Raw genomic sequence first — 17,463 nt, forward strand, 5'->3', positions numbered from 1 at the left:
ATACTTCTTATAATATCTTAGCGTATAGTTACTTTCAGTTGTTGCAGGATCTGTTCAGCAATGGCGACTGACATTGCATCACGTTCCATTTTACTGTGCAGCTGCATCTGCACATTGAGTGTACTGATGTGCTGCTCACTGATACCTTCCGGCAGATGAGCGCCCAGGTATTCGGCGACCATTTCAGCCAGGCGCCTGCCTTCTTCTTCATTCAAGCCTGGCATACGTATGAGCAGTTCATCGATCTGTATCATTTTTTAACGTTTAAGAAAATCATTTACCTGTTTACCTAATCCCCGTCCTTCTTTTATCAATTCCCTTTCAATGCCACGCAGCAAATGTTGCATTGTGACGGGTGTATTCTCTCTCCGTGCAATGAACATCGCAGAAAGAATAGCAGACTTGATCTGCGCACCAGTGATCTCCAGTGCTTCCGCCAGATTCTCCAGGTCTTTGTCCAGGAGGGCAGCGTGTGCTGTTCCTGCTAGTGCGGCTATGAGCTTACGCCATAACTGCAAGCGCATCTGAACATCTGGCTTTGGGAATTCCAGCACATAACGCAGACGGCGGGTAAAACCGGTATCTATATTCGCCTTTTTGTTAGTGGCCAGAATGGCTATACCGGGATACTGTTCTATGGCCTGCAACAGATAATTGGTATCTGTATTTGCAAAGCGGTCATGTGCATCTTTTATATCTGTTCGTTTGCCAAACAGGGCATCCGCCTCGTCAAACAACAGCACTACATCCATACGTTCTGCACGGTTCAGAATGCGTTCTATATTCTTCGATGTTTCGCCGATATATTTGCTGACAATGGAAGAAAGGTCTATACGGAAAAGGTCCAGCTGTAATGCTGTCGCTACAACCTGCGCCGCCATGGTCTTGCCGGTGCCCGGTGAGCCGGTGAACAAGGCCACCAACCCTTTTCCTCTTGGAAAAAGTCGCTGTACCTCGGGTCGTTCCCATAACAATACCCGTTCTCCAGCCTCGAAAGTGAAGTCTTCCAGATTATGTTGCAACCATGGAGGTACTACCAGGTCATTCCAGTCAAAGGAACCACTGACATGCTGCGCCAGGTTACCCAGGCGGCCACGGAAACTGGCGTTTAGTTCTTCTGAAGCGGCGGCAACACTGTTCACATTTTTAGCGGCAACTGTTACTATTTGTCCGATGGTGCTCCGCCTGCGGTGTATCATATCTGTCAGTTCCTGTTGTGGCCATGTTGCCGCAGCAGGGATCAGGCGTAACCACAGCAGTTTGCATTCGTCCGGTAAAACCGGCGGCAGCTCGATCCTGTGATCTACCATATTTTCTGCCGGCTGCAAAAACTCGTCTACCTCAGCGATCACAAACTGTATGCTGCACACGGGTATATGCGGAGGCCAATAACGTTCCTGCATCACACTCCCGTACCAGGCCAATGCATAACCGTCCAGGAACGCCTGTCTTTGGGCATACATAAACACCTGTTGCCAGCTGCTTTCCGGGATCCTGCCGGCGTCTATCGTTAAAAGCTCCAGGCCCAGCTGCCGGCATACACAGGCAGCAAAACTTCGCCGGCCACTGCCTTCTGCACCTGCGATGATGATACGTACCGGCTGGGCGGTACCTGTTATATTGTCAATGAATTGGATCGTTTCTTTTACCGGCCAGGCAGACAACGGTGCCTGATAAGGCTGCAGGCGCGCAATGCCTGTCAGCGTTTCATCCAGCGCATCCAGTCCCAGCAGCCAGTTTTTAATGAAGGCATCACATTCCAGTAAGGGCGGTTCTCCCCTTCCTGTTTCCCGCTCAATTATCAGTCCCCAGACCTTCAGCGGAGATGCAGCACTGAGTGGCAGACAGCGGCCATGACCAAACAGGCGGGCCACCAGCTCCATGGTAACATAGCCTCTTGCGCTATGGTCCTGCAGGTAGGCGTATACCCTACCCAGATTCGGCTCAATAGCAATGGCCAGGCAGGCCTGCAACACATCCATTTCAGCGGTTGTGAGGCAGCATATATCAGCCAGCATATTTAAACGGGAGGATGGTTGGGTAGCCATAGCTACTTCCACATCTGTCAATGCCTGTTCCCATACCTGCACCAGCGGTTCTGAAGCCTGCCATGCAGATTCTGCTGCCGGCGTATCAGCATTGCTCAGGTATCCGTCCACTTCCGTGTGATAAGTAAACTCAGCGTTGTTGCTGCTATTATCAGCGGTCTCCTGCCAGATCTTACGGAGCCAGCCAATGCGTTTTCTTGCATACAGCCGTACCCGTTGCAATACCAGTTCGGGCATGGGATCCCTGACTGTTATTCCATTTTCCGGCAGCTGTTCGCGGCTCATTATATATCCTGTCAGATCTTTCACTTTATATGCTGATTATTCAGTTTATAATTAAAGAACGGTGATCCATCGCGGTGGCGATTCTGCGCCGGCCACCAGTATCCTCAGCGGGTGGGTACCCGCTGTAAGACCAGCGGGCAGATTCAGCTCCATTGTCCCCGGAGCTATTACCCGGAATTCACCGGCGTTAAATCCACCTCCCGTATCCCTGTTCAGGCGCTGCTCTCCTATGTAGACAGCCACATCTTCCTCAGGCAGCTCTGCGTGCTGAAAGAGATAACCAGTCACCGTCACCACATTCGCCACAGGCCCTGTAACGGTGTCTATACGTGGCGAAACTGTAAAAGGGAACTGGTTAGATGTATCTCTGAACTCACGTATGCCCCCTGTGGGAACACTACGTTTGCGGATGACTGTTACACCGGCAGCATAAATACCCGGGAGTACGGGAACTATTACGGCAGTCTGTTGTAAGACGGCGGTCTCCTGTACTGTCGCGGTGATACGGCTGCCTCCGGCTTCCAGCAGAACATTCCAGGGAGCATCTGCTATGACGCGTTCCTTCCAGCGGGTATTCACCAGTACAAGTTCAATACCATCCCCGTTAAAGCCGGTACCTGTTAATTCGATCTGCATACCTGGTGCAGCTTGTGCAGGTTGCACTGTTACCTGGCGGGGCGTGATCTCGCCGGGAATAGTAAACGAGATCGTGTTCTGACAAGCCGTAATACGGGGTGTGCGTTCCGTAAACAGATAGGTGCCATAAGTCAGTACCCTGCCGGTATAAGAAGTAGTCTCTTCCGGTTCCAGCAGTATCACAGATACTTCATAATAGGCGGACAGTTTCAGTGGAGCAGAACCGGCGGTCCAGTAGTGCACTGACTCTGTTTCTTTTACAGGTTGTAATGTGATCCTGAACCTATTCCCATTTCCATCATTTATTTCAGGATGATCATGTAGTGCTTTTATTGCAATGCTCATCATCAGTTGTTCATTATAGGCAGCAGTACCATCTTCCAATATACTGTTGGCACTGAGCTGATAAAAGAGACTCAGGGCCATAGGCACATACTTTACTGCAGGCTGATCTTTGCCCGGCGCCGGCAGGTTCTTGTAGTGTGTGTTTTCCTGTAGATGATACAGGTAAAAGCTCAGGCCTTCACTGGTCACTTTAGCCGGAGGATCGGGCCGCACTTCAGGCGGCAGCCCTGCAGTCCATACCGGGGGCACAAAGGCGGCCCTGATCACTTTTATCACCTGTTGTGTTACATATCCTAAATCGAATACAGCCATAATTATAATTGACCAAATCCAAAACTGAGTTTATGTATTTCATCGCTGCCGGGCGCCGGTATGGGGCTGCCTGGACTGCGTTGTCTGTTACGTGGTACTGTTTGCACAGGTACGGCCGGAGGTGGCACAACTTCTACTGTAATACGGCCGATTGTTACTTTCGGCAGTGCGGCCTTCTTTGCCTGGGGCACGGGAGTTTCCGCATTGCCACGGGGCGCCAGTGCCGTAATAGGCTGCCGCAGTGCCGTTACAAAAGCCGGAGGTTGCACGGTCACAGCCGTATCCGTTTGCTGTGTTGCCGGCTGTATATGTTGCTTCACCTCTTTCTCCGGAGTGCCCGGCCGCACAGCAAAGATCTGCGAAGGCTTTTCAGGCCCCGGCTGTTGTTTTGGCATTACCTCAGGACCGGGCAGCTGTTGTGGCATTACCACAGGTTGAATTATGTCGCTCCTCCTCCCGGTATTCCCTGTTGTTTCTCCAATCGTTGCAGGCATGCTATTCATCACCGGCGGTTTAGCAACTAAAGGAGTATTGGCAATAACAGTGTAGTTGCTGTTTGTCTGCACATTCGCTGTTGACCTTTCCAGGAACCGCTCCAGATAAAGCATCCGGTTGTGTGTTTTCTCCTGCTGTTCAGGTACATCTCTCTGTATCTGCTGTTGTAAAGGCAATGGTTGCTCAGGTAGCAGCCGTTCTCCCATCTCCGGCTTTACGGGAGATGCAGCTACCGATGGCACTAATGGCCCAGCCATATCATTGCCTGTATCCATCTGCCGGGGTGTGAACAGACCCTGCGGCCTTTGTACAGGCGTAAGTGAATGGGGCTGTGTTCCTCCACTGGCTCTTACGGCAATCTGTGACAAATAATTGTTCATTTGAATACGGGTTGAGTATCTGTTGCTGCCTCAATAAAAGCAGCATAGGTACGGCGCAAACTCCGGGGTAAACGCAGTATTTCCTGGTGCGACCAATGGTATGCCATCGCCAGTTGATGCACTTCCAGCGTTACCATTCGCTGATCATGCTTCAACCTTGCCAGCAGGAAGGACTGCATATCAAAAGAGACCTGCTGTTCCTTACTGCATTCCGGGCAGTGCGCCAACATTTCTTTCTGGAGCAAGGGAGCGACTTTTTCCATCGCATGCTGTACACCTGTTGTATTGCCAGAGATAGTGCCTGTTGCTGTACAGCGGGCTAACAACATCTGCACAGCTTCGTCAACCGGAAGCCCTGACACCGCCAGCTCATCATCGCCGGTCGGCAGGCGAAAGCTATGTCCTTCTGCCGTCTGATACCATCCTTCCGCTGTTTGTATCAATGTGCTTTTATCCGTTTCAGGCTGTGTATGCAGCAACAGATCATCCAGCGAAAAAACAACATCAAAAAGCGCATTGCAGTAACGGCAATGTATCGTACTCTCGATCCTGGCCCCATAGGTCTGCCTGTAAACAGCGGCCAGCAAACGGTCCCTGTCTGCCGTGGCAATTGCACCTGCCTGTAGGGATTGCTCCCGGCCGATCATTCCATTGAGCAGGTGTATTGCATCAGCGGTGCCGTAGCCAACTACTTTCAGTTCGTCCTGGCCGCAAAGTTCAACCAGTAGCACCTGCCGGTGTCCCGGCGTAAACTGCAATTCAAAAGGATACATCAACATCCGTTATGCTTTAAGCGTATACATCAGGTTTGTGTAGGTTCCGGTACTTCCATGTCACGTTCCCAACCTTCATTCTGCAGCACCATGCTTTCAATAGCCACCGCATTGGCGTTGGCATCCAGTTCAGGAAGTGCCTGGTAGGAAGATACCCAGCAACGGTATATCTTATACGCCTTGGCTACCTGCCCCTGCTCGTTCAGCAATTCTATCGTAATGTCTTTACGGAAGTTCTTCAGTGAGATGGCTACATCTCCTTCTACATTCCACACCAGTTTAGCCCAGTTCTCGAATTCGGGATCGTGTGTAACACCCCGTTCGAGTGTGATCGGCTCAAACTTCCAGACAGCAGGGGTTACCCTGGGCGTACTGGGATCTCCCCCTTCGCGGTGGGATACTGGTTCTGTAGATTGCTTTAACGCGCTTACCTTACTGATGCCTGCTACAACCTTACCATCCCAGCGAACGCGGAATTTGAAATTCTTATATGGATCAAAGCGATAGGAGTTTACCACAAATTGATTACCTGCCATGATAAATAGTTTTTAAACTTGAATTTGACCAGCCATCTGCTGGAGATAAAGGACTACAAACTCTGCGGGTTTTAACGGCGCAAATCCTACCCATATATTGACAATACCCAGATTGATATCATTCTGTGTAGTTGTTTCACGGTCGCACTTTACAAAGTAGGCGTCGTCGCGCTTCTGTCCCTGGAAAGCCCCCTGGCGGAACAGTCCGTGCATAAAAGCACCTGCGTTCAGGCGGATTTGTCCCCAGAGTGGCTCATCATTGGGTTCAAACACCACCCATTTCAGGCCACGGTAGAGGCTTTCTTCAATGAAAAGCGCAGTACGGCGTACAGGGATGTATTTCCATTCGCTGCCGAAATCATCATCACCATCCATAGTACGGGCGCCCCAGTTAACAATACCATTGGGGAATATGCGAATCGTGTTGATAGCGCGTTTATTGAGCACGCCATTCTCATTATCGTTGAAGCGCTGCTCCAGTCCTGTGATACCACGGATATCTGCTTCTGTTCCTGCAGGCGCTTTCCATACGCCGCGGCTTCCGTCTGTCCGGGCCATCAGGCCTGCAATAGCGCCACTGGGCCCTGTTTGTACATTCAGGCCATTCTCACGGATGGTCAGGCGGGGATGGAAGATCGCACTATGATCTTTTACCAGTCCGATACGCAGCTTATTCACTCCGTTGGCGGGATCGGTAGCCTGCTGTACGGTGCCCCATTGTTCCGGCGCATCCATGATCAGGAAAGCGCGGCGTTGCTGACAGAATACGCTGGCAGGTCCCCAGAGGCTTTCTACCATGCTGACACTGTGATCAGCGTCACGGGGCAGGATCATAAGGTTGAAAAGATCTACTTCTTTATCCAGTTTCAGGAAGGCCTCACTATATTGTAATAAGGTAGGCGCATTACCATCAGCACCGCCACTAAGATTGTAATAACGAACATTAGGCGTCTGGAACAAAGGGCTGATGTCAAAGCCGTCGGCACCGGAAGATGCAACGGTGCCAATACTGCTATCACTGCCATCTCCTGCTATAAGGGCCAGGCGGCTACCCCATACCTGGGCAGTCCAGCGGAAAGCAGGGTTGGTGATCTGTTGTTCATTCACCGCATTAGCTATGATAGCCCATTTTTCGCGTACGCCATCATGATGACCTGTAACACTGGCCGGGAAGTTATCCTGATGCATCAGTGATCCTGCAACGAGTACTGTTCTCAGGCTGGTACCCAGACTGATAGCTGTGCCGCTGACAGTAATAGTATTAAAAGCTGTTTGCTCTTTTTCAGAGAAGGTGACCAGGTCTGCAAGATCGAACACAAGCCCATTGGGCGCCGGACGGGCAGCTGCATAGGCAGACACTTCCAGTCCGCCCTGTGCAGTACCTAACATCAGGGTGCGTGCCACATCATTGTTGGCGGCGGGTTCAATACGTACATCGGTATTACCGGCGCCGGTGATGCGGATCAGGAAAGTATTATTGAGGCCTGTACCAGGACCATCCACATTGCTCACTGTAACGGATGCTCCCAATGGCAGCGTGTCATTGATAATCTGTTCTATGTCTCCGATAATATTTGCAGCAGTAACACCGGCGCCAAGATCTACACCTGACAGGTTTACATTGACAAAACCTGTATTATTAACATTTATACGGAATGCTTTACCAGTAGCGAGTATACCGATCATAGCAGTCCGGTAATCCGCATCTGCAGCTCTTATTGGCCTGCCTGATTGCGAATAACCTGCTGTTGGCGCTCCACCTATGATGGCAGCATCTACAAGTGCGGAATTCTGGCTCACATAAGTTTGTACATAACGCGGATCGCTGGGGTTCATGCTCAGGTTCTGCAGAACTTCCTGATCTGCTTTTACCGTTTGACCACCACTGTTAGTCACCCAGCGGAAAACAGTGAGGTTGAAGGTAGATTCAGGAAAAGGAGTATTATAGGATACTTCCGCACGGATAGTATCGCCTATCAGGCCCGCTGATTTTGCCGTCAGCCGGAGTACCGGCGTACCGCCTGAGTTATTAAGATCAGCATCTGACTGGGCTGCACCATCAGCTATACGCATGACATAACATTGGCTGCCGCCGTTCAGGAAGAAGAGGCGTACTGCCCGCGACAACTCGCTGCCCGCGTAATCGGATGAAAACGTACGTTCAAAGTCACTGAAACTTAAACATAACACAGGCGTCTTCAAGGGGCCTTTTTTTGTACGGCCTATAAATACGGCAACGGCCGTACTGACGCCTACGATGGTACGCACGCCACTGGGTACTTCCTGTACATAAACGCCCGGATAACTGGTTTGTACTGGCATAATGTTTAAAGGTTTATGAAGAGAGAATAGCTTTCCCTATACCTGAAATTGTCACTTCAGGATACTGGATTTTCGTCTGCGAGAATTACTAGCAAAGATTGGAAATGGATAGCCCTATCTATGGATCTACCTCTTAAGGGTCATAGATATGTTTGTCAGAAAACAAATTAAATGTCATGGCATTGCTTTTGGGGGTTAATGGCCTTATTACAGCTTTTCTTATTTTCTTAGCTCTCTCTATCAGTATTTCCTGTCGGGGGAATTGTAGTCAGTTTATAGGACGATCAAATATATAGATTTAAAAAGTTAAAATAAAATAAAAATAGGGACCGTTATATCCGGTCCCTATTTTTATTGAAAGACAAGATCATTTTGAAATGATACCTAATTCAGCTACAGAAACACCTTTTCCTGTATTAATATGCAAAGCTGAAAATCTGAAATACCGTGCATGCAGCGCTTTGGGTAGTAAAACTAACTGCTGAACGGGGTTAGCTTCAATGTTATGAAAATCTCCTTCCCTGGCCTTTCCCCAGTCTTTACCATTGTTGCTGATGTAGAAAGCATAATGGCCTATCAATCCTTCATTCTTTTTATCCTGTCTGGGGAGGTAGGTGAAAGCTTTGATAGATCTTTGCGCACCCATATCTATTGTCACATCAACCGGCAGTTTACCGGACAGTTCCGGAGTCAGCGTACTCCAGTTCGTGCTTTCATCTTCATCAATAACATTATCTGCATGGCTGCCTTCCGGCGCTTCCACTACTTTCCATCCCTTTTTACCAATGCCGAATATCCTGGTGCTGACATCTCCTGCTATTTGTTTACCCAGGATCCTTGCTTTGATGGTTCCTCCATCAGCAAATAAAAACGGCCCCTTGTATACAGGAGACTTAGCAGAGGGTTCTGTTCCATCCAGTGTATAATAAACAGGCAGTTGGGATGTATCTGACGCAATAGTCACCATGCCGGACTTATCTCTGCTGATAACAGGTGCTTTGATGTGCACGGGTTCTCTATAAAGACCGAAATCGCTCAATGCAACACATACCGGCGCACCTGTTATACGTAACCTTACTTTATCTGTCGTGATATTTTTTTCCAGGCGTATCAGCCTGTTGGCCCCGATACTGGTGGCAGTGGCAATTTCCTGCCATTCCCCTTTTTCAAAAACATCTATGGCAACTGCATCTATACGCTGACCCAGTTTAATATTCTCACGGAGGCGGATCACATTGAATGTTTTCAGCGTGCCCAGGTTGAACTCCAGTGTGGGAGTTGTTACGCTATCATCCGTAGCCCAGTATGAATACCGATCGTTGTCCAACAGGAACTGCGGACCAAAGCTGGCCTTATTATTCCCGCGAATATTACTGGCTTTTAATTGTGCGCCTTTTGCCAGATTTACTGCAAAGGTCTGGCGCAGCAGCTGACCGAATCCTTTCAGGGAAACTACGTCAGTGGAATTCAAAAGGCCCCGCTGATCGGGGGAAAGTCCCAGATCCAGACCCGCGCCACGGCCCACACTTTCATAATAGAGGTCCAGTAACTCTGATGGGGTTTTCACCTGTGGGTTCTGAGAAGCGTGATAGAACCATCCCGGCCTTAAGGGCACATCACATTCCGCCGGCATCCAATACAGGCCATTGCGTGTACCTTCAGTTGCCAGTTCTGTTTTGGCGTAACCATTAGCAGGCTTTCTTCCCGGGTCGGGCGCCTGTGGTGTATAAGTGGCCCAGCAGGTTTTACCGGCATGTCCTTCTTCGTTGCCGACCCAACGTACGTCAGGTCCTACATCGCCAAACAATACTGCGTCCGGCTGCATTTTCCTGGTAATGGCCCAGGTACCGTCCCAATCGTAGTAGGTAGTACGGTCAATATTCCTCGTTTCATTCGCACCTCCATAATAGCCGCTGCCGCCATTGGCGCCGTCATGCCAGGAGGTGAACAATGGTCCATAATTGCTGTATAATTCTCTCAACTGGTTACGATAGATCTCCAGGTATTCGGGTTTGCCATATCCTGGATTATTCCTGTCCCAGGGTGAGCAATAGAGTCCATACTTTAGTCCGAGCTGTTCGCAGGCCAGCTGATACTCTTTCAGGATGTCTCCTTTGCCATTTTTCCACTTGCTTTTGGATATGTTGTGGGGCGTTGTTTTCGTAGGCCAAAGGCATAAACCATCGTGGTGTTTGGCCACTACGATAATACCTTTAAAACCGCCGGCTTTGGCAGCACCTACGATCTGTTTTGCATCAAACTGTGTAGGATTGACCAGCCCGGGATCTTCATCCCCATATCCCCATTCATGATCCAGGTAGGTATTGACACCGAAATGGATCAGGCAGTACATCTCCATTTCGTGCCATTTTAACTGGGCATCTGTTGGCAGCGCGCCATAGGGTTTAGGAGCGGATTGTCCTAACGCATGTCCCTGTACACCTAATAGCACCAGCAATAGAAAGACTTTTTTCATCGATAACGTTCATTTTAATTTGCATGAATAATTGAGACCTATTGTACCAGCTCTCTGGCATAAGTTACTGCATCACCTTTTTAATAATTATATGGCATGAAATCTTTTCTCAAAGGTACCTGCGGGCGGAATGGTACCTCCTACCTACCCCGCCCGCAGGAACTGGTATAATTTACTACCAGCCGGGGTTTTGTGGCAATAAGTTCTGATTCAGCGTCAACTCCTGCGTAGGGATAGGATACAAATACATTTTATCTTTCCATACACGGGAAGTGATACTTGTATACAACCTTATATAATTGTTGGCATCTACCTGTACCCCGCTTACCTGGCTGGCCGGATATTGCGCCCTTACAGCAGGCGTCAGTTTCATCCCCAGGATAGTTTCAGGGTTCTGAATGAGCTCACCTGCTTTCCAGCGTATGATATCATCAAAACGGAAACCATCCGCTGCCAGCTCTATCCTTCTTTCCCGGCGAATCTCATCTATCAGCACCGGCAGGGCTGGGAAGTCAGATGCCGGGTCTTTTACCAGGCTGGCAATAGCCATATGCGCCATGCCAACCCTGTCTCGTATTTTGTTGATGGTATTATCCAGCACAGTTTGCGTACACTGCCCCAGCTCGGCTTTCGCCTCTGCTTCATTCAGCAATATCTCTGCATATCGGAAAATAAACAGATCCAGGGTGGACTGTCCGGCGTTCCATTGCGCAGGGTCGGGCGACAGTGCTTTAATGATCATATAACCCGTTGGCGCTGTTGCAGTACCTATTTGTGGCAGTTTAAATATGTTTTTGGTACCATCTGCATTGTTCAGCAATACAAATCCTCTTGTGGCAATCAGCTGCCTGAAACGGGGATCTCTATTAGTTGCCTCCGCTTCCAACGAATCATCTCCTTTGTACAATGGACTTAATGCAGTTGGCAAACCATCTTTACAAAGGAAAGAGCGGACAAAATTCTTACTGAATCCTGTGGAGCTTTCCCCAAGCTCCCTTGTCAGGTTTTGGGTCAACACATTCTGGATGTATATGGCCGGCAGGATAGCTTCTCTATTCTTACTGAGATCTTCCTGAATGAATAGATTATAGTAGTCTGTGGCCGGGTTGCCGGTTGAATAGATATCATAGTTACCTGAGTTCATAACCGCCTCAGAAGCTGTTACTGCTGCATTCAGATAAGCTGTTTCATCACCGAGTCCGTGGTACTTCCTGAAAGTACCTTCCCATAAACAAATACGCGACATCAGGGAATAGGCTGCATATTTATGTAATCGTCCGGCATCCACGGCATTCAGGTCGGGGAGATTTGTTACCGCAAAATTCAGATCGGCCAATACAGCATCCATCACCTGTTTATGCGGCATCCTGGATCCGTATAACGAGGCGGTAGATGTGTCCGTCAGATCGGTATTCAACCAGGGCACATCACCAAAAGCTTTCACCTTCTGCCAGTAGAATAAGGCCCTGAAAAAACGGATCTCGGCAACATATTTATTCTTTGTAGCTTCATCAGCGTTAGCCCGCTGATAGCGCTGCAGGAAATAGTTACAGCCCCTTATCTGCGACCAATCCCATCCACCACCGCTGACAGGTACTACGTATGAACCATACAGAAAATCATCTGCATCAAGCGGCACCTGGTTATCAGAGTTCTTTTCTGACCAGAAAGAGTTTTGAACGGGTAAGTTCTGATAAAACTGGTTGCAATACAGTTTAAGATCATTGGCATTCTTGAAGAACGTCGGTTCGCTCAATGCATCCTTCGGATAAAGATCAAGCTGTTTGTTACAGGCTGCCAGAAGTAGCACAGTAACGACGATGATATAATTAGAGAAGCGTTTGTTTTTCATAATAATGCATTTAGTACTTAGAGATCCCTGTGTTATAAGCCTACCTGTATACCAAATGAAACCGCACGGCTCAATGGATAGGTTCCGAATCCGATTATCTCAGGATCGTAAGCTTTGAACAGGCTTGTAATTTCAAACAAGTTCTGCCCGGTTACGTACACCCGCAGGTTCCTTATCTTAGTTACCCTGATGACATCTTCAGGGATCGTATACCCGATAGAAAGATTCTTTAACCGGCAATAAGCAGCACTCTGCAGGTATTTGGTCTGTGTCTGAAAGTTACTGCCGCCGCCAAATCTCAGACGAGGAAAATAAGCATTGGTATTCTCAGGCGTCCAGTGATCTTTCATGTATACGAATGGTACGCTCCACTCGGAATAGAAACCAAAGAATGCATTATCATTTGGCATGATGTCACGCTTTGCCACGCCTTGTGCAAATATGGTCAGGTCAAAGTGTTTGTATTGTGCTGTCAGGGTTACTCCATACTGGTAACGGGGCGTACGGTTACCGATCACTTTCTGATCGCCGGGATTGGAGACTGTATTGTCGCCATAACTTATTTTGCCATCCTTATTCAGGTCTTTATACTTTATGTCGCCCGCCAGCTGTGTTACTGTACTCAACTGGGACTGATCAGCCGCTTGCCCTTCAGCATCTGTTTTAAAAAACCCTTCTGTCTCAAAACCCCATATTTCACCGAATTTCTGGCCTACGTACAAATTGTTGAACAATTTATTAGGGTTCAGATCATATTTGGTGATTGTAGACGTATAATCAGACACCCCTACTCTTACGGAGTATTTAAACTCTTTACCGATCTTATCCCTCCAGGTCAGGCTTAATTCCCAGCCTTTCGTCCGCAGGTTAGCTGCGTTCTTTAAAGGTGGGGTTACACCCAATACTGCCGGTAATGGCTGGCCACCTACCAGCATATCTTTTGTATCCCTGATATACCAGTCAAAACTACCATTCAGCCGTTCATTGAGCAGTGAATAATCGATGCCGATATCTTTAGTAGTCACTTTTTCCCAGGTGAAACTTCCACTCACCAGTCCTGGCGTACCTACATAAATACTCTGCTGAGAGCCAAAAATGTAGTTGGACTTGCCGGTAGGCGACAAAGCGATATAAGGATATACGCTGGCATCTGTAGGACTTGCAGGATTGAACAGCTGGTTAGGAAGCTGTCCGTAGGAAGCCCTCAGTTTCAGGTCACTGATCACTGATTTCGCCGGCAGGAAGAACCCTTCTTCAGAAATGCGCCAGCCTACAGAAACAGAAGGGGACCATACAAATCTTTTACCGCGTGGGAAAGAGGAGCTACCATCATAACGGCCATCTACTTCCAGCAGGTATTTGTTTTTGAAGATATAGTTCATCCTGTACAATAGCCCGTTCAATGCCCATTCGAATTCATCGCTGCCGACACCTGGTTTAGGATCGTCATTTAACCCGACAGACGGCGTACCGGGATCTATCAGGTTCTGCGCTCTGACATTAACGGTTTTGATATGCCTGTGTTCCTGGTTGTAACCAACGATAAGTTTAAAATAATGTGACTTGTTAAACGTATTCTCATAGTTGGCAAACAGGTTCAATACATTATAGTTGTTATTGTAGCTGATCTCTGTTGTGGCATCCGGATATGTCCATGGATAATAATTCAGGAAGACGTGATTGACGCCATATTCAGGGAACTGCTTTTGAACTTTTTGTTCGAAACCGGAATAGCTGTTGTAGGTGTAGTCGGCGTTCAGCGTTACATTCTTCACAGGTGTGAGCACAGCGCCTCCGGTGAGCCAGAGATCATTTGCACTCAGCTTATCCCGGCCGTTCTGCGCCATTACCGCAACAGGATTCGTCCAGCTACCCTGTCCGGCATAGTCCTGACCACCCGGATTGAAAACGGGCATATTAGGCCTCGAATCGCCCTGGATATAGCTATTGGAATTACCGTTAGTAGGCGCATTAGGCGCATCGCTGGAAACATGGTTCAGGGTTGTTTTCAGGCTTAGGTTCAACCATGGAGTAGCTTCCGTAGTAACCCTCAAACTTGGATTGATACGCTGATAATCTTCATTACTTCCTTTCAATAACCCTTTCTGATCAAAGTATCCCATTGACCCAATGAATGAACTTTTCTCCGAGCCGCCGGAAACGGACAGATTATGTTGCTGTTGTCCCGTCCAGTCGGGGTATAATACATTTACCCAGTCAGTATTGCCCACGTAGCGGTATTTGGAAGGATTTCCCGGATCAGGATATCCGGACGGATTGTTTACAGGATCTGCAAAATACTTCGCCGCCATAATAGAATCCGTTTCAGTGAAGGGAAAAGAAGCGGTGGAACCACCTGAGATCTGACCATTCCTGTCTGCTTCACGGTGCATGCTGATATAGTCTACTGAGTTGAGATATTTTGGTAAACGGGTAGGACGGGTCAGCGTATAAGCTCCGGAATAGGTCAGACTAAGCGCGCCGTTCTTTTTCCCGCTTTTTGTTGTGATCAGTATCACGCCATAAGCGCCCCGGCTACCATAAATTGCCGCGGAGGCAGCGTCTTTTAGTACGGTAACTGTCTCTACATCTCCTGGGTTGATCAGGTTTGGGTCCATCTGCACACCATCTACCATTACCAGGGGACCGCCCAGGTTCTCGTTACCTGAATTGATGGACGTAATACCCCTGATATTGAAATTGGCGCCGGTGCCGGGCTTGCCATTGTTCAGGTTGATGTTCAGGTTGGGGATCAAACCCTGAAGACCCTGGGCCAGATTCACCAGAGGACGGCTTTCCAGTTCTTTGGCACTTACGGTAGCTATCGCCCCGGTGAGGTTTTCCTTCTTCTGGGAACCATATCCCACCACCACCACATCACTTAGTGCCTGAAGGTCTGTTTCCAGCCGTACGCTGAGCCTGGAACGGCCTTCCGCGGGTATTTCACGGGACCTGTAGCCAACGAAATTGATAATAAGCACGGCATCCCTGCTGACAGATTTGATGTTAAATTCCCCTTCGTTATTGGTAACGGCCCCCTGTTTGGTACCTTTTACCATTACTGTAGCCCCAGGCAATGGAGTACCCGCAGTGTCGGTCACTACTCCCGTAAGACTGGCGATAACAGTATCAGGTGGAGCTGCCGATGATGGCAGGGATTGCTGTGGAGGAAATTTACGGCTGATGATAATTGTTTTATCCTCTATGGAATAATCAAAAGGCTGGCTTTTCAACGCCTCCTGCAGCACTTTCTCAACAGGTGCGTTCTTCATATCAATGGACACCGGTTTGGCATCTTTTAAAATGTGTACATCGTAGAAAACACCATATCCTGCCTGTTGCTCAATCATCTTAAAGATCTTTATGAGCGGTACATTCCTGGCTGAAATGGTGATCGTTTGTGAAATCCCCTCCCCGCTTACACACATGAAACTTGCCAGCAGCAAGAATGTGGTTATTTTCATAACTCTGAAAAATTTAGTTAATAGTCCCGGCACGCCAACACTATTTTGGCATAGAGCTGTTAAATTCATAACTTGGAATTGGGTGATAAAATTGGTTTACAGAACAGTTTTTGCCCTTTGCCGGGCCCGATGGCGATCGGGTTCCGGCTTTAACAGACGGACATTGATTTTGGCTAGTTGTTACTTATCGATAATTACGTTTTTAGTGTTGTTAAACAATATGGGCACAATGACATATGACAGTCTGGTGCAACCTCCTTGCCTTTTTCATAATGAGTGGGTATAACGGCAACGATGAATACGTTTAAGGGATCGTTCAACCAGGTAATACGGTGATTGTTTTTCCTTCAACGTGGAAACGCACATGATACTTTTCAAGAATCTTAAGCATCTGCGCTAAAGTGAGGTCCCTTTGTATCCTTCCCTCAAATACGGCATCAGTAATATTCCCTTTGTAATTTACTTCTACATCATACCAGCGTGAAACCTGGCGCATTACTTCCGGCAGATTGGCCAGATGGAACTGGAACCAGCCTTCTTTCCAGGCAATGACCTGTGCAGTATCTATATCTTTAAACACCTGTAATGTCCCATTTGTGCTCAAACTGGCCTGCTGACCTGGTTTTAATATGACGCCCGGCTGCTGGTTTGTATTCACTCTTACCTTGCCTTCCAGTAGGGTGGTATTGATGGCTGCTTCATCTTTATAGGCGTTAACATTAAAATGAGTGCCCAGTACTTCTATTTCTGTTGAGCTGTTCACATCGACCATGAATGGTTTTGCAACGTTGGGGGCTACTTCAAAATAGACCTCTCCCGTTATCTTCACCCTCCTTTCGTTTTGTGTAAAGGCGATGGGATATCTGATAGAAGATGCCGCATTCAGCCAGACTTTGGTACCATCGGGTAATACGATCCTAAATTGTCCTCCCCTGGGTGTTGTCAATGTATTATATGTAGTCCCCGATTCCGCGCCCTGCGTCTTATACTGCAACAGGCCGTTACGCTGCCGGATGGTAGTTGCTCCCTGCCGGATCAGCTGATTACCGGCGCTGTCCAATGCCACTGTTGAACCGTCACTTAAGGTTAAAAGCGCTTTGTTGCTACCCGGAGCCACATCACTTTTAGTAGCGATACTACCCGTATTAGTTGACGGTTGCTGCTGTTTCTGATTAAAAAAGAGCAGATAAGCACCTGCACTACACATAACCACAAAGACCGCTGCGGCCCACCAGGCGCCTCCACGCGCCAACCATCTCACAACAAGGGCTTTTTTGTCTGGAATCGTTGGGGAAAGTGCCTCTTGTGTCAATAATGGCCGCAGCCTGTCCAGTGCTTTTTCTTTAATATGATCGTCGGAAAGGCCATGGTACATGGGATTCTCCCATACACTCCTGGTCATTTCCATCCATACTTCTTTATTCGCTGGCTCCTCCAACGCCGACCATAACAGCTGAAATTCCTGCTGTGACAGGTCTTCCGTCAGATATTTCTCTATCAGTCCTCTTAATTCTTCCTGTGTCATGCAATGAATAAGTT

At 48.3% G+C, this 17,463-nt stretch carries 11 protein-coding genes; all 11 read right to left on the reverse strand.

The annotated features are described in order from the left end of the window. Window positions 1-17: 17 nt before the first annotated feature. Window positions 18-254 carry a hypothetical protein gene (locus tag F3I09_RS24655; protein ID WP_149697722.1) on the reverse strand — a complete coding sequence of 79 codons (237 nt, stop codon included), beginning with the start codon at window positions 252-254 and terminating at the stop codon, window positions 18-20. Between the two features lie 3 nt (window positions 255-257). Then, window positions 258-2,357 carry an ATP-binding protein gene (locus F3I09_RS24660; protein ID WP_149697723.1) on the reverse strand — a complete coding sequence of 700 codons (2,100 nt, stop codon included), beginning with the start codon at window positions 2,355-2,357 and terminating at the stop codon, window positions 258-260. Window positions 2,358-2,384: 27 nt separating this feature from the next. After that, on the reverse strand, window positions 2,385-3,626 hold the full coding sequence (locus tag F3I09_RS24665; RefSeq protein WP_149697724.1) for a DUF4255 domain-containing protein: 1,242 nt from the start codon (window positions 3,624-3,626) through the stop codon (window positions 2,385-2,387). Between the two features lie 2 nt (window positions 3,627-3,628). Beyond that, window positions 3,629-4,501, reverse strand: coding sequence for a hypothetical protein (locus F3I09_RS24670; RefSeq protein WP_149697725.1), 873 nt, complete (start codon window positions 4,499-4,501; stop codon window positions 3,629-3,631). Beyond that, window positions 4,498-5,280 (reverse strand): hypothetical protein, encoded by a 783-nt coding sequence (locus F3I09_RS24675; RefSeq protein WP_149697726.1) that lies wholly within the window; start codon window positions 5,278-5,280, stop codon window positions 4,498-4,500. Before F3I09_RS24675 ends, F3I09_RS24670 begins: the two co-directional genes overlap by 4 nt. A gap of 23 nt (window positions 5,281-5,303) precedes the next feature. Next, complete coding sequence (locus tag F3I09_RS24680; protein ID WP_149697727.1) at window positions 5,304-5,810, reverse strand: phage tail protein; 507 nt, start codon at window positions 5,808-5,810, stop codon at window positions 5,304-5,306. Between the two features lie 12 nt (window positions 5,811-5,822). Beyond that, window positions 5,823-8,132, reverse strand: a complete 2,310-nt coding sequence (locus tag F3I09_RS34475; RefSeq protein ID WP_149697728.1) for a phage tail sheath subtilisin-like domain-containing protein — start codon at window positions 8,130-8,132, stop codon at window positions 5,823-5,825. A 367-nt stretch (window positions 8,133-8,499) separates the two neighbouring features. Next, window positions 8,500-10,608, reverse strand: a complete 2,109-nt coding sequence (locus F3I09_RS24690) for a discoidin domain-containing protein (RefSeq protein WP_149697729.1) — start codon at window positions 10,606-10,608, stop codon at window positions 8,500-8,502. Window positions 10,609-10,783: 175 nt separating this feature from the next. Then, window positions 10,784-12,460, reverse strand: a complete 1,677-nt coding sequence (locus F3I09_RS24695; RefSeq protein ID WP_149697730.1) for a RagB/SusD family nutrient uptake outer membrane protein — start codon at window positions 12,458-12,460, stop codon at window positions 10,784-10,786. A gap of 32 nt (window positions 12,461-12,492) precedes the next feature. After that, window positions 12,493-15,924, reverse strand: coding sequence for a TonB-dependent receptor (locus F3I09_RS24700; protein ID WP_223233374.1), 3,432 nt, complete (start codon window positions 15,922-15,924; stop codon window positions 12,493-12,495). A 316-nt stretch (window positions 15,925-16,240) separates the two neighbouring features. Continuing rightward, window positions 16,241-17,449: a FecR family protein gene (locus F3I09_RS24705; protein WP_149697731.1), complete on the reverse strand. Its 1,209-nt coding sequence runs from the start codon at window positions 17,447-17,449 to the stop codon at window positions 16,241-16,243. Window positions 17,450-17,463: the final 14 nt, after the last annotated feature.

Source organism: Chitinophaga sp. CF418, from assembly GCF_900142925.1.
Classification (GTDB): domain Bacteria; phylum Bacteroidota; class Bacteroidia; order Chitinophagales; family Chitinophagaceae; genus Chitinophaga.